Raw genomic sequence first — 21251 nt, 5'->3', positions numbered from 1 at the left:
ACGAGTCTACACCGAATCAAAAATTAACAACACCTTTTGGAGAGGCCACATGGCTCACCACGCTCGCTGGACAATGTCGCAAGTCACCGAATTATTTGAAAAACCGTTGCTGGATTTGCTGTTCGAAGCACAACAGGTTCATCGTCAACATTTTGACCCGCAGCAGGTGCAGGTCAGCACGTTGTTGTCGATCAAAACCGGCGCCTGCCCGGAAGACTGTAAATATTGCCCGCAGAGTTCTCGCTACAAAACGGGTCTGGAGTCAGAACGTTTGATGGAAGTTGAACAAGTTCTGGACTCTGCGCGGAAAGCCAAAAATGCGGGGTCGACCCGCTTCTGTATGGGAGCGGCCTGGAAGAATCCACATGAGCGCGATATGCCGTACCTGCAACAGATGGTGCAGGGGGTGAAAGCGCTGGGGCTGGAGGCGTGTATGACGCTGGGCACCCTCAACGAATCCCAGGCGCAGCGCCTGGCTGAAGCCGGTCTGGACTATTACAACCACAACCTCGACACCTCGCCAGAGTTCTACGGCAACATTATCACCACCCGTTCGTATCAGGAGCGTCTCGACACGCTGGATAAAGTCCGCGAGGCGGGAATTAAGGTTTGTTCTGGCGGTATTGTGGGTTTAGGTGAAACCGTAAAAGACCGGGCCGGACTGCTGCTGCAATTAGCCAACCTGCCGACGCCGCCGGAAAGCGTGCCCATTAACATGCTGGTGAAGGTGAAAGGAACGCCGCTGGCTGATAATGACGACGTCGACGCGTTTGATTTTATTCGCACCATTGCCGTGGCGCGAATCATGATGCCCACCTCGTTTGTGCGTCTCTCCGCGGGCCGTGAGCAGATGAACGAACAGACCCAGGCCATGTGCTTTATGGCGGGCGCAAACTCGGTGTTCTACGGCTGTAAACTGCTGACCACGCCAAACCCGGAAGAGGATAAAGATCTGCAGTTGTTCCGCAAACTGGGGCTGAATCCGCAACAAACGGCTGTGCTGGCGGGTGACAACGAACAGCAGCAACGCCTCGAACAGGCGCTGATGACCCCGGACACCGACGATTATTACAACGCGGCAGCCGTATGACCTGGCAGCAAAAAATCGACGATGCGCTGACAGCGCGTCGTTCTGCCGATGCGTTGCGCCGCCGCCATGCGGTGGTGCAGGGGGCCGGGCGCTGGCTTTCTGCGGGCGATCGTCAGTATCTCAATTTCTCCAGCAATGATTATCTGGGGCTGAGTCACCATCCGCAGATTATCTGCGCCTGGCAACAAGGCGCGGAGCGTTTTGGCGTCGGTAGCGGCGGTTCGGGTCATGTTAGCGGTTATTCCGTTGCCCATCAGGCGCTGGAGGAAGAACTGGCCCAGTGGCTGGGGTATTCGCGTGCGCTGTTATTCATCTCCGGTTTTGCGGCGAATCAGGCGGTCATTGCCGCATTGATGGCCAAAGACGATCGCATCGTGGCAGACCGGCTCAGCCATGCGTCGCTGCTGGAGGCCGCCAGCCTCAGTCCTGCGCAACTGCGTCGCTTTACGCATAACAACCCTGAACATTTGTCTCGTTTACTGGCTGCCCCGACTTCGGGTCAACAACTGGTGGTGACCGAAGGGGTATTCAGCATGGATGGCGACAGCGCGCCGCTCGCCGATATTCAGCGTGCCGCGCAACAGCATCGTGCGTGGCTGTTGGTGGATGATGCGCACGGTATTGGCGTTATCGGAGATGAGGGGCGAGGAAGTTGCTGGCAGCAGCAGGTGAAACCTGAACTGCTGGTGGTCACGTTCGGCAAAGGGTTCGGCGTCAGCGGGGCGGCGATTCTCTGTTCCGACAGTGTGGCAGAGTATCTGTTGCAGTTCGCCCGTCACCTGATCTACAGCACCAGTATGCCACCCGCTCAGGCCCAGGCGTTGCGCGCCTCTTTGGCGGTGATTTGCAGCGATGAAGGTCGTCAGCGCAGAGAAAAACTGGCGTCATTGATTGCATATTTTCGCGCGGGCGTGGATACCACGGCGTTCGCCCTGGCGCCTTCGCACAGCGCAATCCAGCCGCTGATCGTCGGCGATAACGCGCGCGCATTACAACTGGCGGAAACGTTGCGCAGCCAGGGGTGCTGGGCGACCGCGATCCGCCCGCCCACCGTTCCTGCTGGCACTGCGCGGCTACGTTTGACGCTGACCCAGGCTCACGAAAAACAGGACATCGATCGTTTGCTGGAGGTGCTGCATGGCGCAGTTTGATAAGCAGGCCATCGCAGCGGCATTCGGGCGAGCCGCGACGCAGTACGAACAACATGCCGAACTGCAACGCCAGAGCGCGGATGCGTTGCTTGGGTTATTGCCGGATCGCGCGTTTTTACAGGTGCTGGATGCCGGTTGCGGGCCGGGACGCATGAGCCGCTACTGGCGAGGGCTGGGTTGTGAAGTGACGGCGCTTGATCTCTCGGCGCAAATGCTCGAGGAGGCGCGTCGGCAACAGACGGCGAACCATTATGTGATGGCGGATATTGAAGCGATTTCGCAGCCCACGGCGAGCTTCGATCTGGCCTGGAGTAACCTTGCGGTGCAATGGTGCAGTGATTTACCCCAGGCGTTGTCGGAGCTGTATCGCGTGGTACGCCCCGGTGGACAGGTGGCGTTTACCACCCTGGCGCAAGGATCGTTACCGGAGCTGCGTCAGGCGTGGCTGGCGGTCGACAATCGGGCGCACGCCAATCATTTTTTAGACGGCGTTGCGATAGAAAACGCCTTGCGAGGCTGGCGTGCCCGTCACAGGATTCAGGCGATCACACTCTGGTTTGACGATGCACTGAGCGCGATGCGTTCGCTCAAAGGCATTGGGGCAACCCATCTGCATGAAGGGCGCGAACAGCGAGTGCTCACCCGCCGTCAGCTCCAGCAGCTGCAACTGGCCTGGCCGCAACAGCAGGGGAAATACCCGCTGACTTATCATCTTTTTCTGGGAGTGATTGAACGTGACTAAGCGTTATTTTGTCACCGGGACTGACACCGAAGTCGGGAAAACCGTCGCCAGTTGCGCGCTACTGCAGGCCGCCGCTCTGCGGGGTTACCGTACGGTGGGTTACAAACCGGTGGCGTCGGGCAGTGAAATGACGACGGACGGTTTACGCAACGGCGATGCGCTGGCATTACAGCGTAACAGCGCGTTGAGGCTGGCGTATGAGGAGATCAATCCGTACACCTTTGCGGAGCCGACATCGCCGCATATTATCAGCGCCGACGAGGGAAGACCCATTCTCGCGACGGTCATGTCTGACGGTTTACGGGCATTAGAAGCCCAGGCTGACTGGGTGTTGGTTGAAGGGGCTGGGGGGTGGTTTACGCCACTTTCAACCACGCTGACGTTTGCTGACTGGGTCTGTGCCGAGCAACTGCCGGTGATTCTGGTGGTGGGCGTCAAACTGGGATGTATCAACCACGCGATGCTGACAGCGCAGGCGGTTCAGCAAGCCGGTTTAACGCTCGCAGGCTGGATTGCCAACGACGTAACGCCGCCAGGGAAGCGTCACCAGGAGTACATGGCGACGTTATCACGGGTGATCCCCGCGCCGCTGTTAGGGGAAATTCCCTGGCTTGCCGAGTCGCCGGAATACGTCCCGACAGGCCATTACCTCGATCTCAGCGCTCTGGAGCCGGCGTCATCCACTGATTAAGAAGTCTGTCGTTTAGCTGGGTCAGATGCCCCTGTGCCACGTTGCGTCCCCGGTGCAGGAGGCAAAAGCGGTCGGCGACCCGGCGAATAAACGGCAGGCGTTGTTCCACCAGCAAAATGGTGAGTCCCTATTCCTGATTCAGCCTCACAAGCACATTCCCCAGTTTGTGGATAAAGGCGTGTCCTATCCCTCGCGTCGGTTCATCCAGGATCAGCAAACGTGGTTGCGTTACCAGCGCACAGGCCAGCGCCAGTTGCTGTTGATGGTTCTCGGGGAGAATGACGCCTTTGCTGTGGCGCAGGGCATAAAGTTCAGGGAAGAAACCGTAGATATCACCGCGCGCCGCGGTGTTGTTTTCCCCTGCGGCTTTGCGGGCAATATGCAGATTCTCTTCTACGGTCAGTTGTGAAAAGATGCGTCGCTCTTGCGGGACATAACCCATTCCCATCGCAGAACGCGCAGCGGCAGGCATGGCGCGCAGGTCCCGGGGCGGAGCCCCCGTTTCGTGCCAAAAGATTGTCCCGCTTTCGATGGGCAGACTCCCCGTAATACAGTTCACCAGCGTTGTTTTCCCCATCCCAGGCAGCCCCAGCACGCAGGTGCATTGTCCGGGGATTAAATCGAGATCAACATTCCACAGCGTGTGTTGACCACCGTAATACTGATTCACCGCGCGAAGACTCAACATAACTCCTCCATCAAGATGCTATTCGCCTGACCGGCAGGACCGGATTCGCTGCAATTCTCTTGCCATAACCCCCTCATGAGTGAAAAGCGAAGGATTTTCGACGGTTACCCTGAGTTTGGGCGGCGGGAGTTTCTCCGGCCAGGCGTAATGGCAGAAGATTGCACGCTGTCGGTGCCCGGTGAGACGAAAGCAGTGCAACCAACAAAATGATGAAAATGCGAGCAAGATCTCGTCTGGACGGGAGCGTATTGTTAGCTGATAAAAATCAAAAATTAGCGATAATTTTTTTTTAGTCACACGAAAATGACCAGAAGGTCGATTTTGCCAGGCGGCACTCCATACGGGCTGGAAGCAGTTATCCACTATTCCTGTGGATAACCTTGTGCATTAGAGTTAGAAAACATAACGTAAGCGAGAGAATACGCGGCTTGCGACTGAATTGGCGCGAAAGACGGCTTAAAGAAATATCTCTTGTAAAACAGCGTGTTAAATAAAAGCAATGGCTGCAAGAAAAGTGTCATTGAATGTCATAAAACGCACATTACATGGCTTGACAAATGTTAAAAAAGTCATAGGTCTGGGGATAACCGACATCGGATGGTTTTTTATCTCGTCTGAGGCTAAATTTTGCACTGTGATGACGTGGTTTTTGCCCGCGTAACAGAAATACTTTACTGTGCTACTGTTTTTTCATCCAGTATATTTTACTGGCAATATTAGCTATCCCGAGTAAAATTACACACCTGCCCGCCCATTCCTTCAGGTAGCTGCTCATGAGTAAACCGTTCAAACTGAATTCCGCATTTAAACCCTCTGGCGATCAACCTGAGGCGATACGTCGTCTGGAGGAAGGGCTGGAAGATGGTCTGGCGCACCAGACCTTGCTGGGTGTCACGGGGTCAGGAAAAACGTTCACCATTGCCAACGTGATTGCGGACTTGCAGCGCCCGACAATGGTGCTGGCGCCAAATAAAACGCTGGCGGCGCAACTGTACGGTGAAATGAAAGAGTTCTTCCCGAAGAACGCGGTGGAATATTTCGTCTCTTACTACGACTACTACCAACCCGAAGCCTATGTGCCCAGTTCCGACACGTTTATCGAGAAAGATGCTTCGGTGAACGAACACATTGAACAAATGCGTCTGTCGGCCACCAAAGCGCTGCTGGAACGGCGGGATGTGGTGGTGGTGGCCTCTGTTTCTGCCATTTACGGTCTGGGCGATCCCGATTTATACCTGAAAATGATGCTGCATCTGACGGTGGGCATGATTATTGACCAGCGCGCCATTTTGCGTCGCCTGGCGGAGCTGCAATATACCCGCAACGATCAGGCTTTCCAGCGCGGTACATTCCGTGTGCGCGGCGAGGTGATCGACATTTTTCCTGCAGAGTCTGATGACATCGCCCTGCGCGTGGAGTTGTTCGACGAAGAAGTGGAGCGCTTGTCGCTGTTTGATCCGCTCACCGGGCAGGTGGAGTCAACGATTACACGTTATACCATCTACCCTAAGACGCACTACGTCACCCCGCGTGAACGTATTGTGCAGGCGATGGAAGAGATTAAAGTCGAGCTGGCGGAACGGCGTAAAAACCTGCTGGCGAACAACAAACTGCTTGAAGAACAGCGCTTATCACAGCGTACCCAATTCGATCTGGAAATGATGAACGAGTTGGGATATTGCTCCGGCATCGAAAACTACTCTCGTTATCTTTCCGGGCGTGGGCCGGGCGAGCCGCCGCCGACCCTGTTTGATTACCTGCCTGCTGACGGTCTGCTGGTGGTGGATGAATCCCACGTGACTATTCCGCAGATTGGCGGGATGTATCGTGGCGACAGAGCGCGTAAAGAGACGCTCGTTGAGTATGGATTTCGTTTGCCGTCAGCGCTGGATAACCGTCCTCTGAAGTTTGAAGAGTTCGAAGCGCTGGCACCACAAACCATCTATGTATCCGCAACGCCGGGCAACTATGAGCTGGAGAAATCCGGGGGGGATGTTGTGGATCAGGTGGTGCGTCCGACCGGGCTACTGGATCCGGTTATTGAAGTCCGTCCGGTGGCGACGCAGGTGGATGATTTACTCTCTGAAATCCGTCTTCGCGCGGCGATCAACGAGCGTGTGTTAGTGACCACGCTGACCAAACGGATGGCGGAAGATCTGACGGAATATCTGGAAGAACACGGTGAGCGCGTGCGCTACCTGCACTCAGATATCGACACCGTTGAGCGTATGGAAATTATTCGCGACCTGCGTCTGGGCGAATTTGACGTGCTGGTGGGGATTAACCTGTTACGTGAAGGGCTGGATATGCCGGAAGTCTCGCTGGTCGCGATACTTGATGCCGACAAAGAAGGTTTCCTGCGTTCTGAACGTTCGCTAATCCAGACCATCGGGCGCGCGGCGCGCAATATCAACGGCAAAGCCATTCTCTACGGCGATAAAATCACCGCGTCAATGGCAAAGGCCATTGGCGAAACAGAACGTCGCAGAGAGAAGCAGCAGCAGTACAACGAAGAACACGGTATTATCCCGCAGGGGCTGAACAAAAAAGTGGTCGATATTCTGGCGCTCGGCCAGAACATCGCGAAGACAAAAGCGAAGGGGAAAGGGAAGTCGCGCGCAGGGGCGAAGTCCGATGTGGTTGAGCTGGACATGACGCCGAAAGCGTTGCAGCAAAAAATTCATGAGCTGGAAGGGCAAATGATGCAACATGCGCAGAATCTGGAGTTTGAAGAAGCCGCGCAGATCCGCGACCAATTGCACCAGTTACGCGAGTTGTTTATTGCGGCGTCTTAAGGGACTTCGCGGTATGCCTGATAAGACGCGTGAGTGTCGCTATCAGGCATACCGATTTAACCGAGCGTCTGTACCGCTTTTTCCAGCGCGCAGTGCAGCAACTGACGATCATGGCGATACGGAATGTCGCTGGCCTCAAGAATCTCCTGAATCACAATTCTGTCGGTGATGGCACTGGCATCGACTTTCGGCCCGACCACGACCGCATCAATCACTTTCTTGCCGACATACTGCTCCATAATGGCGAGCTTATCGGCCAGGGATAAACTGGCGGCGGGCAAACTCAATTCGCGCCCCAGATTGCCGATATACACCATCGGCGCAGGGGTGCGTCGTAACGCCTGCGCCAGATCGTCCAGCAGCAGGATAGGCATCAGGCTGGTGTAAAAACTGCCCGGTCCAATCAAAATCAGATCTGCTTCGCTAATGGCTTGCACGGCCTCGCGGGTTGCGGGAACTTTAGGCGACAGCATCAATTCTTGCGGCGGCATGGATAACTGGTCGATATTGACCTCGCCGTACACTTCATGCCCCTGGGAGTCGATCGCCATCAGGTCTACCGGCAACTCCGACATCGGAATTAAATGCGCATCCACTTTCAGCAGATTACGAATTAAATTGATGGCTTCAAGAGGCCTTACGCTAAGGTGATCCAGCGCCTTTAACATCAGATTTCCGAGGTTATGCCCGGAAAGTTCGCCATTACCGCCAAAACGATACTCAAACATGGCTGAAGCGACGCTGGGCTCCGTAATTAACTGGTTCAGACAATTACGCATATCGCCCCAGGCAATACCGCCCTCTGAACGGCGAATTCGTCCTGTTGAGCCGCCGTTGTCGGTTGTCGTAACAATACCGGTCAGGCGTGAACCTAATGGCGAGAGTGAAGAAAGAACGCGTCCTAATCCATGCCCTCCGCCGAGAGCCACAACACGGTCGAGGTCTGCCAGCGTGCGATTGCGCATATGAATTCCTGATGTCAAAAGATCTGCATTACAGTAGCGCAAATCGCGGGTTTTCAGCAATTAGCCTGGTGGGCTGAGTGGAAATAAAATCTTGCCATCTACCTCTTTATGGCGAGGGGGATGGTACAGCAAAATGATGTATATCAATGCAAAACTGTGATTTTTGCTTATTCTGTAGCGAAAGTGCACGATCAATACGTTATGTATATGATTATACAGCGTAAGTGTAGATGGCGTAAAAAACGTTTACACGCTAGTATCGGCATAACCACAATAAACACTCTAGCCTCTGCACCTGGGTCAACTGATACGGTGCTTTGGCCGTGACAAATGCGTAAACGTGTTTGTCGCCAGGGCGCAGGAAGAAATGACTCCGCCTCCCGTATTTGGAAAGGTGTACATGGGCTCACAACTTACCGATGCTTTCGCGCGTAAGTTTTACTACTTACGTTTGTCAATTACCGATGTGTGTAACTTTCGTTGCACCTACTGCCTGCCGGATGGCTACAAGCCTGGCGGGGTCACCAATAATGGCTTCCTGACCGTCGACGAAATCCGCCGGGTTACGCGCGCGTTTGCGAATCTCGGCACGGAGAAAGTGCGCCTGACGGGCGGTGAGCCGTCCTTACGTCGTGACTTTACCGACATCATCGCCGCCGTGCGCGAAAATGCCGCGATCCGCCAGGTAGCGGTCACCACCAATGGCTATCGCCTGGCGCGTGACGCGGCGAACTGGCGCGACGCCGGACTGACCGGCATCAATGTTAGCGTCGACAGCCTTGACGCTCGTCAGTTTCATGCCATTACCGGGCAGGATAAATTTCAGCAGGTGATGGCGGGAATCGATGCCGCCTTTGACGCCGGGTTTGAAAAGGTCAAAGTCAATACCGTGCTGATGCGCGATGTCAATCACCATCAACTGGACACCTTCCTTGCGTGGATTCAGACACGCCCCATCCAATTGCGTTTCATCGAATTGATGGAAACCGGGGAGGGGAGCGAACTCTTCCGTAAACACCATATTTCTGGTCAGGTGCTGCGTGACGAACTGTTGCGTCGCGGCTGGCTTCATCAGCTACGCAAGCGCAGCGACGGCCCGGCGCAGGTGTTTTGTCACCCTGACTATGCCGGTGAAATTGGTCTTATCATGCCGTATGAGAAAGATTTCTGCGCAACCTGCAACCGTCTGCGCGTTTCGTCAGTGGGGAAACTTCACCTGTGCCTGTTTGGCGAAGGCGGCGTCAGTCTGCGCGATCTGCTGGAAGATGACACTCAACAGCCGGCGCTGCAAGAGCGCATTTCTGCCGCGTTGCTGGCGAAAAAACAGACCCATTTCCTGCATCAGAACCAGACCGGAATTACGCAAAATTTATCGTACATTGGTGGATAAACGCTAAAAGGAGATTTCAGATGAGTCAGGTAAGTACTGAATTTATCCCAACCCGTATCGCTATTCTTACGATTTCCAGCCGTCGCGGCGAAGAAGATGACACTTCAGGGCATTTTCTGCGTGATTCCGCGCTGGATGCTGGCCATAAAGTGGTCGATAAAGCCATCGTCAAAGAAAACCGTTACGCCATCCGTGCCCAGGTTTCCGCCTGGATTGCCAGCGACGACGTGCAGGTGGTGCTGATAACCGGCGGGACCGGGCTAACAGAAGGTGATCAGGCCCCGGAAGCGTTACTGCCGCTGTTTGACCGAGAGGTTGAAGGGTTTGGCGAAGTATTCCGCATGCTCTCCTTTGAAGAGATTGGCACCGCGACGTTGCAGTCGCGCGCGGTGGCAGGTGTGGCGAATAAAACGCTGATTTTCGCCATGCCAGGTTCCACCAAAGCGTGTCGCACCGCGTGGGACAATATTATTGCGCCGCAACTGGATGCCCGCACGCGTCCGTGCAATTTCCACCCTCATTTGAAGAAATAAGTATGTCGCAACTGACCCATATTAACGCCGCTGGCGAAGCGCACATGGTGGATGTCTCCGCCAAAGCGGAAACCGTTCGCGAGGCGCGCGCAGAAGCTTTCGTCACGATGCATAGCGAAACGTTGGCCATGATCATCTCTGGCAGTCACCACAAAGGCGACGTTTTTGCAACCGCCCGTATTGCCGGAATTCAGGCCGCCAAACGCACCTGGGAGCTGATTCCCCTGTGCCATCCGCTGTTGTTAAGCAAAGTGGAAGTACAACTGCAGGCTGAACCAGAGCACAACCGTGTGCGCATCGAATCTGTCTGCCGTTTGACAGGGAAGACCGGTGTGGAAATGGAAGCTCTGACCGCTGCGTCTGTGGCGGCGTTGACCATCTACGATATGTGCAAAGCCGTGCAAAAAGACATGGTGATTGGCCCGGTTCGTTTACTGGCGAAAAGCGGCGGTAAGTCAGGAGATTTTAAGGTGGATGCCGATGATTAAGGTGCTTTTCTTCGCCCAGGTGCGCGAACTGGTCAATACCGATGCGCTGGAACTGCCAGCCAACTTCACCACGGTGGAGGCGCTTCGTCAGCATCTGGCGGCGCAAAGCGATCGTTGGGCGCTGGCGCTGGAAGATGGCAAATTGCTGGCGGCGGTTAACCAGACATTAGTCAGCTTTGATCAGCCGTTAGTCGACGGTGATGAAGTGGCGTTCTTCCCGCCCGTAACGGGAGGCTGAGATGGCTGAAACGCGAATTGTTGTCGGACCTGCCCCGTTTAGCGTAGGGGAAGAGTATCCCTGGCTGGCGGAGCGCGATGAAGATGGCGCGGTCGTCACGTTCACCGGGAAAGTCCGCAATCATAATCTCGGCGATAGCGTGAAGGCGTTGACGCTGGAACACTACCCTGGCATGACGGAAAAGGCGCTGGCGGATATTGTCGATGAGGCGCGTAGCCGCTGGCCGCTGGGGCGCGTGACCGTGATTCATCGCATCGGCGAACTATGGCCTGGGGATGAAATCGTCTTTGTCGGCGTGACCAGTGCGCATCGTAGCAGCGCGTTTGAAGCCGGGCAGTTCATTATGGATTATCTGAAAACGCGTGCGCCGTTCTGGAAGCGCGAGGCGACGCCGGAGGGTGATCGCTGGGTAGAAGCGCGTGATAGTGATCAACAGGCGGCGAAACGCTGGTGAGATAATGTGATACGCTTAGTGACAGGTATCACTTTCAACCAGGAGATTATCATGGACCGATTTCCACGATCCGATTCTATCGTTCAGGCGCGTTCCGGCCTGCAAACCTACATGGCGCAAGTCTATGGCTGGATGACCTGCGGTCTACTGCTGACGGCGTTTATCGCGTGGTATGCCGCCAATACGCCTGAACTGATGATGTTTATCTTTTCCAGCAAAATTACCTTCTTTGGTTTGATTATCGCGCAGCTTGGGTTGGTTGTTGTGCTGTCTGCGATGGTGCATAAACTCAGCGCCGGGATGGCGACCACGCTGTTTATGCTTTATTCCGCGCTGACCGGATTAACGTTGTCGAGCATTTTTATCGTCTATACCTACTCTTCCATCGCCAGCACCTTTGTAGTTTCGGGCGGCATGTTTGGCGCGATGAGCCTGTACGGTTACACCACCAAACGCGATCTCAGCGGTTTCGGCAACATGCTGTTTATGGCGCTGATTGGCATCGTTCTGGCGTCATTGGTCAACTTCTGGCTGAAAAGTGAAGCGCTGATGTGGGCGGTGACCTATATCGGGGTGATTGTGTTTGTCGGACTGACCGCGTACGACACGCAAAAGCTGAAAAACATTGGCGAGCAGATCGACGTCCGTGACAGCTCAAGTCTGCGTAAAACAGCTATTCTCGGCGCGCTGACGCTCTATCTCGATTTCATCAATCTGTTCCTGATGCTGCTGCGTATTTTCGGCAATCGCCGTTAATGGCTGTTGTGCCGGATGGCGTTCGTACTGAACGGCTGTCCGGCAAAAATCACTTCGCCATCGCCTTCTCGTTTTTTGCCCGCAATTTCTTCGCCCGACTCTCCAGGACCAGATAACAGCAAAGCGCCAGCAAAAGCGGAATAAAATAATAGAGCGCCCGCCAGGCGAGCAGGGCGGCGATAATCGTCCCTTGCGACGTCTGTTCTCCCGCGAGAAGGGCGATAAAAACAGCTTCCAGTACCCCTATCCCTGCCGGAATATGCACAATGACGCCAGCAATACTGCTCACCAGTAACACGCCAAGGACAAAGAAATAGTTTACGGACTGCCCCAGTAACAGCCAGATAATCGCCCCCATCACCATCCAGTTAAGGCTGGAAATGGTCATCTGCGTGAGGGCGAACGTCCAGGAGGGCAACACCAGCTTTTGCCCTTTGATGGTGAGATGGCGATGCGTTGCAAAGGCACAAAACCACAGGTACAGCGTAATGGTCAAAAGCAATGCCACGCCCAGCATACGTAGCGTACTTTCATCGACATACCAGTGGTCAGGCAGTTGCACCATACCGAAGGTAAAGATCACGCCCCCCAGCACGATGTAACCCAGCCAGTTAGTGGCAATGCTGAGTGAGAAAATCCGCGTAATCGTGCTGCCCGGTAAGCCGAGGCGGGAATAAAGTCGGTAACGCATCCCGATACCGCCAACCCAGGTACTGAGGGTCAGATTGAAGGCGTAACAGATGAAAGAAACCAGCATGACCTGCCGTTTTGCCAGCCGGTGCCCACAGTAGAGGCGCGCGAGCAAATCATAACAGCCATAGAGTAAGTAGCTGACGATCACCAGCCCGACGGCGCCCGCCATGACACGCCGGTTATAGTCGCGGAACACGGTCCAGACATCGTTCCAGTTGACTTTGCTGGCGTAGACCACCAGCAACACGACGACGGCAATAAAAAACAGCCCAGTGAGGATTTTTTTAGCCCGCCGCCAGCGCGTATGCGATTTCGCCATCAGGGTTTTCCCCCTGTCTCTTGCGCTTCTACCCGGTCCTGAGTTTCCATCGCCGGTTGGGCTGGCGGTTCAACCCGCGCGAGATGCGGAGTATGAGCCGGAAGCCAGCCCACCAGCGCGGGGAAGTGACGTAAAAAGTGGAACGCCAGTACGCTTTTGCTGAGATTCCACCAGGTGCGTCTGGGCAACATGGATTCATCAACCTGTTTGCAATCATCGGCGATCATTGTGCTGAGATTGTCGCGCAACGTCTGGTTAAATGTTCGATCATAAATGATGATGTTCGCTTCCAGATTGAGCGACAGACTGAGTGGGTCGAGGTTGCTGGAACCGACGGTGGCCCAGTGGTCGTCCATCAGGGCCACTTTGCCATGCAAAGGACGACGGCGATATTCATAAATCCGTACGCCGCCTTTAACCAGATAGTTGTAGAGCAATCGTGCGCCGACTTTGACAATGGGCATGTCAGGTTCACCCTGAACGATAAGTTGTACGCGCACGCCGCGTCGGGCAGCGTTGCGCATCGCATGCAGCAGGCGATAGCCCGGGAAGAAATAGGCGTTCGCAATCATCACTTCGCGTTTTGCCTGAGTGAGCATTTTCAGGTAATGGCGTTCAATATCGTCACGGTGTTCGTCATTATCGCGCCAGACAAACAACGCCTGCGCTTCACCGGGGTGACGATTCACCTGTGCGCGATGATGGCGCCGCCACCAGCGGCGTGCCGCGCGCTGTCCCGGCAGGTTCTCCAGCTCAAATTGCAGAATGTCTTCCACAATCGGCCCTTCCACCCGAACGGCGTAATCCTGTTTGGCCTCGGGGCCATAGTCGGACATATGTTCTGCGGAGTAGTTAATCCCACCGACAAAGGCGATCCGGGCATCTATCACCACAATCTTTCGGTGCATCCGACGAAAAAGATTGGTGCGCATCCCCAACAGACGAGGGCGGGGATCGTAATAGCGAAAAATAATCCCGGCCGCTGTCAGTGCTTCGACAAAGGGAGCGCTGAGATCCGGAGAGCCGTACCCGTCCAGTAACACTTCAACGTGTACGCCACGTTGTGCGGCATTGAGCAGGGCCGCGTGTAGTTGTCTTCCCACCTCATCTTCAAACCAGATAAAGGTTTCCAGAATGATTTTCTGCTCCGCCCGGGCGATGGCGCCAAACACGGCGGGGTAATACTGATCGCCGTTCTCCAGGAGCTGAATCTGATTACCTTCACGCCAGCCGCATTTCATAAATGAATCTCCGCACTCAGAGGCGCATGGTCAGATAAGTGTCGCCAGTGATGCAGCGGTAGCGCCGTGGGGGCGCTGGCGTTGGCGTTTTTGACATAGATGCGATCAAGGTGCAGCAATGGCAGGCGCGCCGGAAACGTTCGTGCCGGGCGTCCGTGGGCGCGAGTGAAGATCTCCTCCAGGCCGGCACGGGTTTTCAACGGACGGCTGGCGCGTTGTCGCCAGTCATTAAAATCCCCGGCGACAATCACCGGCTCGCCAGTGGGGAGGCTGTTCACCCAGTCGGCCAGCATGTTGAGTTGCGCCTGGCGGTGAGCTTCACGTAAGCCCAGATGGACACACATAACGTGGATCGGGCGGTTCAACTGCGGCGGCATAATGCGGCAATACAGCACGCCTCGTTTTTCGCTGTTGCCAACGGAGATGTCACGATTTTCATCATGTTCAATGGGATAGCGTGAGAGTACTGCGTTGCCGTGATGTCCCTCCGGGTAAACGGCATTGCGCCCATACGCGAAATCACGCCACAGGGTGTCGGCGAGAAACTCGTAATGAGGGTTATCCGGCCAGTTCGCAATGTGCAGGGGGTGTACGTCATGGGCGCCCATCACTTCCTGCAAACAGACAATATCCGCACTGACGGTTCGCACCGCATCGCGCAGCTCCGGTAAAATAAAGCGCTGGTTAAAGGCCGTGAAACCTTTATGGGTATTGAGGGTGAGCACGTTGAGTGAAAATCGCTGTGTTTGTCCGGGCATAATTCTCCTGTTTGCATCACTTTCCTGAATAAAAATAGTGTAGTCGTCGTCACAAAAAGATGCGGTCTTACGGAATTTTCCGTAAAGTCCGGTACTCTGAGTTATTAGACAAAAATCCTTCAGGAGAATAGCCATGAGGTGGCAACAACGTGTTCGTGTCGCAACGGGTCTAAGTTGCTGGCAGATTATGTTGCATTTACTGATAGTGGCGTTGCTGGTGATGGGCTGGATGAGCGGTACACTGGTACACGTGGGTCTCGGACTTTGTGTGGTTTACGGCGTGACGGTTTTGCTGATGCTGGCGTTGCAGCGCCATCATGAACAGCGCTGGCGTGATGTTGCGGATGTACTGGAAGAGCTGACGACAACCTGGTATTTCGGCGCGGCAATGATTGTGCTGTGGTTACTGTCTCGTGTTTTACAAAATAACATATTGTTGGCTTTTGCGGGGCTGGCAATCCTTGCCGGACCCGCCGTGGTGTCGTTACTGGCGAAAGAGAAAAAGTTACATCACTTTGCGTCTAAACATCGCATACGCCGCTGATCCCGTTGTGGCTGCTATCACCAGTAGCGGCCACAAACTTCCCCAGACAATTTTCAGACTCGCATCCTTCAAATAAATCTGCTTGGTGATATCCGTAAAATGGCGGATAGGGTTTATCCACGTTAAATTCTGCAACCAGACAGGCATATTCTCGACCGGGGAAACGTACCCCGAGAGCAAAATCGCCGGCATCATAAAGACAAATACACCGATAAACGCCTGTTGCTGGGTCGCGCACAGTGATGAGATCAACAACCCGAAACCGACCAGTGACAAACCGTAAATCATCATCGTGAAGTAGAACAGGGCCAGTGAACCGGCGAAGGGTATTTGGTACGCCCAGATGCCGATACCCAGCACGATAGTCGCCTGGCCGGTGGCCACAATCAGCGCAGGGACAGCTTTGCCGATGAAAATTTGCCAGGTGGTCAGAGGGGAAACTAACAGCTGATCCAGCGTACCTTGCTCGCGTTCGCGGGCAACAGAAAGCGAGGTGACGATCATCACGCCAATGGTGGTGATCATGGCGATCAGCGACGGCACCACGAACCACTTATAGTCGAGATTCGGGTTGTACCAATTTCTCACCACCAGCTCGCTGTTATTGGGTTTGGGCTTACCGTCCATCAGCTCCTGCTGGTAATCTTTGACGATCTGCTGCAAATAGTTGGCTGCGATTTGCGCGCTGTTGGAGTTACGTCCGTCAAGAATCAACTGCATTGGTGCCTGCTGGAAAGTATCCAGATTACGTGAGAAATCTGCCGGGAAACGCACCAGCAACAGCGCTTTCTGGGTATCGATGGTCGGTTGGATCTCTTGCGGGCTATTGAGCAGCAAAATGTGCGTAAAGGCTTTGGCGCGGGCAAAACGTTGGGTTAGCTCGACCGAATGCTTGCCATTATCTTCGTTATAAATGGCGATGGTGGCGTTAGTGACCTCCAGCGTGGCGGCAAAGGGAAACAGAATGACCTGAAGCAGCACGGGCAAAATCAGGATCGCGCGAGTCTGCGGCTCGCGCAGCAGCGATTGCAGCTCTTTGCGGATTAACGTCCATAAGCGATGAAACATGCTCTTCTCCCTAATCCAGCCGACGTTTGGTTTTGAGCCACGTCAGACCAATAAACATGACTGCCGACGCGATTAAAAACAGGACGTTGATCATCAGCACCACCGGAATATTGCCAGCCAGGAACAGGCTTTGCAGAGTACTGACAAAATAGCGCGCCGGAATAATGTATGTCACCGCGCGGATCACCGCAGGCATGCTGTCTATCTGGAAGATAAATCCCGACAGCATAATCGAGGGCAAAAAGGCGGCGTTTAACGCCACCTGGGCGGCGTTAAACTGGTTACGGGTAATGGTCGAGATGAGCAATCCCATCCCCAATGTGCTGAGTAAAAACAGGCTGGTGATAAAAAACAGGATCAATAGCGAACCACGATAGGGTACGCCGAGAATAAACACCGAGACCAGCATACACAGCAGCATTGCCAGCATCCCGAGGAAGTAATAAGGGATCAGCTTACACAGCAGCAATTCAACGCGAGTGATTTCGGTAGAAAGTAGCGCTTCCATCGTGCCGCGTTCCCATTCGCGCGCGACCACCAGTGACGTGAGGATGGCGCCGATCACCGTCATAATGATGGTGACAGCGCCCGGAATAATAAAATGCTGGCTGATGGCTGCCGGGTTAAACCAATAGCGGGTCTGTACGTCAATCAACGGTTTAAATTCTTCTCCGCGATCTTCCGCCCGCTGCATTTGCCAGATCTGCCAGATCCCCTCGACATAGCCTTGTACAAAATTGGCCGTGTTCGGCTCGCTGCCGTCAGTGATCACCTGAATCGGAGCGGTATCATTGTCTCGCGCCATTTTTTGGGCGAAATCGACCGGGATCACCACCAGACCGCGAATGCGCCCGGCCTGCATCTTTTCGATAAGCTCATGGCGGTTATCGCTGATGGTGGCGTCGATGTAGGGAGAGCCCGTCATGGTGTGCGTAAAGTCGAGCGCCTCTTCACTTTGCTGCTCAAGCAAGATCCCCACCCGCAGTTTGCTGGAGTCGAGGTTGATGCCGTAGCCAAAAATAAACAGCAGCAGTAGAGGGATCACCACCGCAATCAGCCAACTGCTGGGATCGCGAACGATCTGGCGCGTTTCTTTGACGCACAAGGCGCGCACCCGGCGCCAGGAGAGTACGGTGTTACTCATGCGTATGCTCCTTGTCCCAGTTGTGGATGAGCGTGATAAAGGCGTGCTCCATCGTCGGGTCCGGCGTGTCGTTGTCGGCGGTCTGCGCTTTCAGGTCATCCGGGGTGCCGCTGGCGATCAGTTTCCCGCGATACACAAGCCCAATACGGTCGCAGTATTCTGCTTCATCCATAAAGTGGGTGGTGACCATCACCGTCACGCCTTTTTCGACCATGCTATTGATATGCAGCCAAAATTCGCGGCGGGTGAGGGGGTCTACGCCTGACGTCGGTTCATCAAGAAAGAGAATATCCGGTTCGTGCATCAGCGAGCAGGCCAGCGCCAGACGCTGTTTAAATCCCAGAGGCAGTTCGTCAGTGGCATGTGACGCAATGCTTTTCAGACCAAAGGCTTCGCTCATCCGCGCAATTTTTTCGTTTTGCGCGCGTCCCCGCAGCCCGTAGACGCCGGAGAAGAAGCGCAGGTTCTGCTCCACCGTCAGGTTGCTGTAGAGGGAGAATTTTTGCGCCATATAGCCCAAATGCTGGCGCGCCTTTCCTGAGCTGACTTTCAGGTCCATATCCAGGACCAACGCCTTACCGGAGGTCGGCACCAACAGACCGCACATCATTTTAAAGGTGGTGGATTTCCCCGCGCCGTTTGGCCCGAGCAGGCCAAAAATCTCGCCACGTTTGACGGCAAAATTCACCTGATCGGTCGCGGCAAAATCACCAAATTTTTTGGTCAGAAGCTTTGCTTCAATCACCGTCTCGCCGGGTATTCCTTCCACGGTATGGAGGATTGCGCCAAGCGGGGACTCTGACGTGCCCGCTCCGCCGAGCAGATCAATAAACGCATCTTCAAAGCGCGGTGCGGTTTCATCGATAGCGATTTCCGGCATTCCTTCACCGTGACGAATATCGTCTGCGGTGGCCTCTTTTTTCAGGATCAGACGAACGGATTTTCCCTGAATCATGCCATCGCTGACCTGCGGCAGTTTTAGCGCCTGCTGCAACAGCTTGCGGTTGTTTATCTGCGGACTGCTGATTAAGAAACTGCGACCCGCCATAGTTTGCGTCAGCGCCGTTGGTTCGCCCTGATAGAGCAGTTCACCTTCGTTCATCAGCAGCACGTCGCGACACTGTTCGGCTTCATCCAGATACGAGGTGCTCCACAGGATCAGCATCCCGTCACCCGCCAGTTCATGCACCATCTGCCACAGCTCGCGTCGTGATATCGGGTCCACGCCGACGCCGGGTTCATCCAGCAGCAAAACTTTTGGCGCGCCGACCAGCGTACAGGCCAGCCCCAGCTTCTGTTTCATCCCACCGGAGAGCTTACCGGCGAGTCTCCCGGTAAACGGGCCGAGCGAGGTGAATTCCAGCAGACGCGCAAAGGTTTTTTTCCTTGCCTCACCGGTGACGCTGCGCAGATCGGCATAGAGGTTAAGGTTCTCCATGACGGTTAAATCTTCATAGAGGCCAAATTTTTGCGGCATATAGCCGAGTACGGCATGCAGCGCGCTGTCGTCGCGAATCGGATCAAAACCCATCACCGACGCCTGACCGCCGTCGGGTTTCAGTAACCCCGCCAGCATCCGCATCAGCGTGGTTTTTCCGGCGCCGTCCGGACCCACCAGTCCCGTGACATAGCCCGCGTGAATTGTGCAGTCGAGCGGAGCTACGGCGCATTTTTCCATTCCCGCAAAGCGTTTAACCAGTCCGTTTAACGTAATGACAGCGTCATTCATGCCGCGCCTCATCACCGAGCTTTAGGGTCACTGGCATCCCCTGGCGTAGCGCATCATCGGCGTCCGTCACCACAATGCGCAGACGATAGACCAGATCGGTTCGCAGGTCTGGAGTCTCGACAGTCTTCGGGGTGAATTCCGCAGTCGGAGAAACAAAGCCGATTTTACCGTGGTAAGGCTTATCGGGACGGCCATCGGTATAGAGCAAAATTTCCCGTCCTGGCGACACCTGACTCAGGTTGCGCTCATCGACGTAAGCGCGAACCCAGACCGGGCGCGTTAGCGAGAGGGTGAGAACCGTGCCGCCGGCATTCAGCATACTGCCCGGCTCCACGGCGCGGGTTAACAGCGTCCCGTCAGAGGGGGCTACCAGGGCGGTATCCTGCAAATCGAGTTCAGCTTGCGCCAGTTGCGCCTGTGCCTGTTCGAGGCTGGCTTTCGCCTGGGCGATATCCTGTTGGCGGTTACCGGTGCGGTACTGGCTCAGTTTATCCTGTGCTGATTTCAGCGTTGCCTGGGCCTGGTCACGGGATGAGCGGGCGTTTTCCAGATCGTTGGCAGAAATGGTGCGGCTTTTCCACAATCCTTGCTGGCGTTGGTAAAAGTTCTGCGCGTAGTCAAAGGCGGCTTGCGCCTGTTTTACGGCGGCTGCAGCCTGGGCTATCTCTTCGTCGCGATAGCCTGCCAGCATCAGGTCGTACTGCGCCTGTGCAACCGAGACGCCCGCTTTGGCCTGCATTAAGGCGTTTTCATAGGGCGCTTTATCGAGTGTGCCCAGCACCTGCCCGGAGGTGATGGTATCGCCCTCGTCAACGGCCAGTGAAGAGAGCCGGCCGCCGACGCGGAAGCTTAAATTAACCGTGCGGATGTCCACATTGCCATACAGCGTCAGCCCGTTATCTTGCCGACTTTGGTACCACCATGTTCCACCGGCAATCACGGCAACAATCACCGCCACGGCCAGTCCGATAACGACGGGTTTCTTCATGAGTCCAGACTCCTTTGCGTTAAACCTTGCAGAATGAGATCGATATGACAGGTGATCGTCTGGTAAATCAGTGCGGTTTTTTCTTCATCAAATTGCGACCAGCCTGTGCGCTTGAGGATCGTTTCTTTCCCCAGACGGAATGCCAGAACTTCACCTAGCAGAGCGTGGGTGTGCAAAATGGTTTGGGTATCTTCGGCATCACAGCCGGTATAGGCCGCAATTAACCTTGTGAGATGGGTGTGTAGCGGGGCGATAACCTGGTTGTGTATCAGTTGATAGGCCGCCGTTGGAGAGAGCTGCTCGCGCGAGATGAATTTACTGAGATTCACCGTGTCTTCCTGCGTCAACAGCATAATCATGTTCTTACACGCGCGAAGAATCAGCTCGCGCATCGCATCACGATCGGGCTGCGGCTGGGCGAAGAGCTGTTCCGCCTCTTCGGCGTGGGGACGAAACTGTCCGCCAATAAAGTCGGCAATCCACTGGGCGCAGGCGAGGTAGAGATCGTCCTTTGAGCCAAAATAGTAGGTAATGGCGGCGATATTCTGCCCGGCCTGCGCGGCAATATCCCGGGTGGTGGCATGCAGGCCATATTCACCGAACTGCGCAAGGGCCGCGGCGATCAACTGGCCCTTTGCCTGCTCGCCTTTGGTCGTCATGGTCGAAGTATTCATGGCATGACCTAAGTATTAATCAATCGATTGATTAACATTATGACTGATTTTTCCGCGTGTCCAGTCCTGGCTTTATTTTGTTTCGGCTACGTTCCGGGATAATTTATGCGGT

The 21251-nt window shown here is 54.9% G+C and carries 21 protein-coding genes, 1 pseudogene and 1 riboswitch; of the genes and pseudogenes, 12 read left to right on the top strand and 10 right to left on the bottom strand.

What is annotated here, in order from left to right:
* The first annotated feature begins 49 nt into the window (after positions 1–49).
* Genes bioB through bioD form a run of 4 tightly spaced genes read left to right on the top strand, consistent with a single transcriptional unit; the run spans position 50 to position 3674 of the window.
* Positions 50–1090, top strand: coding sequence for a biotin synthase BioB (gene bioB, locus CJP72_RS21790; RefSeq protein ID WP_162383394.1), 1041 nt, complete (start codon positions 50–52; stop codon positions 1088–1090).
* The gene (bioF, locus tag CJP72_RS21785; protein ID WP_162383393.1) at positions 1087–2241 is read left to right on the top strand and encodes an 8-amino-7-oxononanoate synthase; all 1155 of its coding nucleotides are present in this window, start codon (positions 1087–1089) and stop codon (positions 2239–2241) included. Before bioB ends, bioF begins: the two co-directional genes overlap by 4 nt.
* Entirely contained in the window at positions 2228–2983 is a 756-nt protein-coding gene (gene bioC, locus CJP72_RS21780; RefSeq protein WP_162383392.1) for a malonyl-ACP O-methyltransferase BioC, read from the top strand. The genes bioF and bioC overlap by 14 nt, the downstream gene beginning before the upstream one ends.
* Positions 2976–3674: a dethiobiotin synthase gene (bioD, locus tag CJP72_RS21775; RefSeq protein ID WP_162383391.1), complete on the top strand. Its 699-nt coding sequence runs from the start codon at positions 2976–2978 to the stop codon at positions 3672–3674. Before bioC ends, bioD begins: the two co-directional genes overlap by 8 nt.
* On the opposite strand, the pseudogene CJP72_RS21770 reads toward bioD, so the two are convergent.
* A pseudogene (locus CJP72_RS21770) lies at positions 3640–4362 on the bottom strand (ABC transporter ATP-binding protein). The gene bioD and the pseudogene CJP72_RS21770 sit on opposite strands and share 35 nt — an antisense overlap.
* 773 nt (positions 4363–5135) lie before the next feature.
* On the opposite strand from CJP72_RS21770, the gene uvrB reads away from it, so the two are divergent.
* Positions 5136–7157, top strand: coding sequence for an excinuclease ABC subunit UvrB (uvrB, locus tag CJP72_RS21765; RefSeq protein ID WP_162383390.1), 2022 nt, complete (start codon positions 5136–5138; stop codon positions 7155–7157).
* 56 nt (positions 7158–7213) lie between these two features.
* On the opposite strand, the gene yvcK is transcribed toward uvrB, so the two are convergent.
* The gene (yvcK, locus tag CJP72_RS21760) at positions 7214–8122 is read right to left on the bottom strand and encodes a uridine diphosphate-N-acetylglucosamine-binding protein YvcK (protein WP_162383389.1); all 909 of its coding nucleotides are present in this window, start codon (positions 8120–8122) and stop codon (positions 7214–7216) included.
* 266 nt (positions 8123–8388) lie between these two features.
* A riboswitch (molybdenum cofactor riboswitch) is annotated at positions 8389–8535 on the top strand.
* On the opposite strand from yvcK, the gene moaA reads away from it, so the two are divergent.
* The 6 genes from moaA to CJP72_RS21730 all read left to right on the top strand — a co-directional run bounded on the left by moaA (position 8523) and on the right by CJP72_RS21730 (position 11981).
* Positions 8523–9512: a GTP 3',8-cyclase MoaA gene (gene moaA, locus CJP72_RS21755; RefSeq protein ID WP_162383388.1), complete on the top strand. Its 990-nt coding sequence runs from the start codon at positions 8523–8525 to the stop codon at positions 9510–9512. It overlaps the preceding riboswitch by 13 nt.
* A 20-nt stretch (positions 9513–9532) precedes the next feature.
* Positions 9533–10045 (top strand): molybdenum cofactor biosynthesis protein B, encoded by a 513-nt coding sequence (moaB, locus tag CJP72_RS21750; protein WP_162383387.1) that lies wholly within the window; start codon positions 9533–9535, stop codon positions 10043–10045.
* Between the two features lie 2 nt (positions 10046–10047).
* Complete coding sequence (gene moaC / locus CJP72_RS21745; RefSeq protein ID WP_162383386.1) at positions 10048–10533, top strand: cyclic pyranopterin monophosphate synthase MoaC; 486 nt, start codon at positions 10048–10050, stop codon at positions 10531–10533.
* On the top strand, positions 10526–10771 hold the full coding sequence (gene moaD / locus CJP72_RS21740) for a molybdopterin synthase sulfur carrier subunit (protein WP_162383385.1): 246 nt from the start codon (positions 10526–10528) through the stop codon (positions 10769–10771). The genes moaC and moaD overlap by 8 nt, the downstream gene beginning before the upstream one ends.
* 1 nt (position 10772) lies before the next feature.
* Positions 10773–11225: a molybdopterin synthase catalytic subunit MoaE gene (moaE, locus tag CJP72_RS21735; RefSeq protein ID WP_162383384.1), complete on the top strand. Its 453-nt coding sequence runs from the start codon at positions 10773–10775 to the stop codon at positions 11223–11225.
* Positions 11226–11276: 51 nt separating this feature from the next.
* Complete coding sequence (locus tag CJP72_RS21730; RefSeq protein ID WP_162383383.1) at positions 11277–11981, top strand: Bax inhibitor-1/YccA family protein; 705 nt, start codon at positions 11277–11279, stop codon at positions 11979–11981.
* 49 nt (positions 11982–12030) lie between these two features.
* Here CJP72_RS21730 and CJP72_RS21725 read toward each other — a convergent pair whose 3' ends face one another.
* The 3 genes from CJP72_RS21725 to CJP72_RS21715 are packed head-to-tail and all read right to left on the bottom strand — an operon-like array spanning position 12031 to position 14992.
* Entirely contained in the window at positions 12031–12993 is a 963-nt protein-coding gene (locus tag CJP72_RS21725; protein ID WP_162383382.1) for a lysylphosphatidylglycerol synthase transmembrane domain-containing protein, read from the bottom strand.
* Positions 12993–14234, bottom strand: a complete 1242-nt coding sequence (gene clsB, locus CJP72_RS21720) for a cardiolipin synthase ClsB (RefSeq protein WP_162383381.1) — start codon at positions 14232–14234, stop codon at positions 12993–12995. The genes CJP72_RS21725 and clsB overlap by 1 nt, the downstream gene beginning before the upstream one ends.
* Positions 14231–14992, bottom strand: a complete 762-nt coding sequence (locus CJP72_RS21715; RefSeq protein ID WP_162383380.1) for an endonuclease/exonuclease/phosphatase family protein — start codon at positions 14990–14992, stop codon at positions 14231–14233. The genes clsB and CJP72_RS21715 overlap by 4 nt, the downstream gene beginning before the upstream one ends.
* A gap of 133 nt (positions 14993–15125) precedes the next feature.
* Between CJP72_RS21715 and CJP72_RS21710 the strand changes: the two genes are divergently transcribed.
* A complete protein-coding gene (locus CJP72_RS21710; RefSeq protein WP_162383379.1) occupies positions 15126–15536 on the top strand; it encodes a YbhQ family protein in 411 nt (136 codons plus the stop codon).
* Here CJP72_RS21710 and CJP72_RS21705 read toward each other — a convergent pair.
* Genes CJP72_RS21705 through cecR form a run of 5 tightly spaced genes read right to left on the bottom strand, consistent with a single transcriptional unit; the run spans position 15498 to position 21139 of the window.
* Positions 15498–16604 carry an ABC transporter permease gene (locus tag CJP72_RS21705; protein ID WP_162383378.1) on the bottom strand — a complete coding sequence of 369 codons (1107 nt, stop codon included), beginning with the start codon at positions 16602–16604 and terminating at the stop codon, positions 15498–15500. The two genes, CJP72_RS21710 and CJP72_RS21705, sit on opposite strands and share 39 nt — an antisense overlap.
* Positions 16605–16614: 10 nt before the next feature.
* Positions 16615–17748: an ABC transporter permease gene (locus CJP72_RS21700; protein WP_162383377.1), complete on the bottom strand. Its 1134-nt coding sequence runs from the start codon at positions 17746–17748 to the stop codon at positions 16615–16617.
* Positions 17741–19477, bottom strand: a complete 1737-nt coding sequence (locus tag CJP72_RS21695) for an ATP-binding cassette domain-containing protein (RefSeq protein WP_162383376.1) — start codon at positions 19475–19477, stop codon at positions 17741–17743. The genes CJP72_RS21700 and CJP72_RS21695 overlap by 8 nt, the downstream gene beginning before the upstream one ends.
* Positions 19470–20465 (bottom strand): secretion protein HlyD, encoded by a 996-nt coding sequence (hlyD, locus tag CJP72_RS21690; protein WP_162383375.1) that lies wholly within the window; start codon positions 20463–20465, stop codon positions 19470–19472. The genes CJP72_RS21695 and hlyD overlap by 8 nt, the downstream gene beginning before the upstream one ends.
* Positions 20462–21139, bottom strand: a complete 678-nt coding sequence (gene cecR / locus CJP72_RS21685; protein WP_162383374.1) for a transcriptional regulator CecR — start codon at positions 21137–21139, stop codon at positions 20462–20464. The genes hlyD and cecR overlap by 4 nt, the downstream gene beginning before the upstream one ends.
* Positions 21140–21251 lie beyond the last annotated feature (112 nt).

Origin of the sequence: Citrobacter sp. NCU1 (assembly GCF_010231475.1) — a bacterium.
GTDB lineage: Bacteria > Pseudomonadota > Gammaproteobacteria > Enterobacterales > Enterobacteriaceae > Citrobacter_D.
Note: the sequence above shows the minus strand (reverse complement) of the source record. Positions and strands in the feature narration are given on the sequence as shown.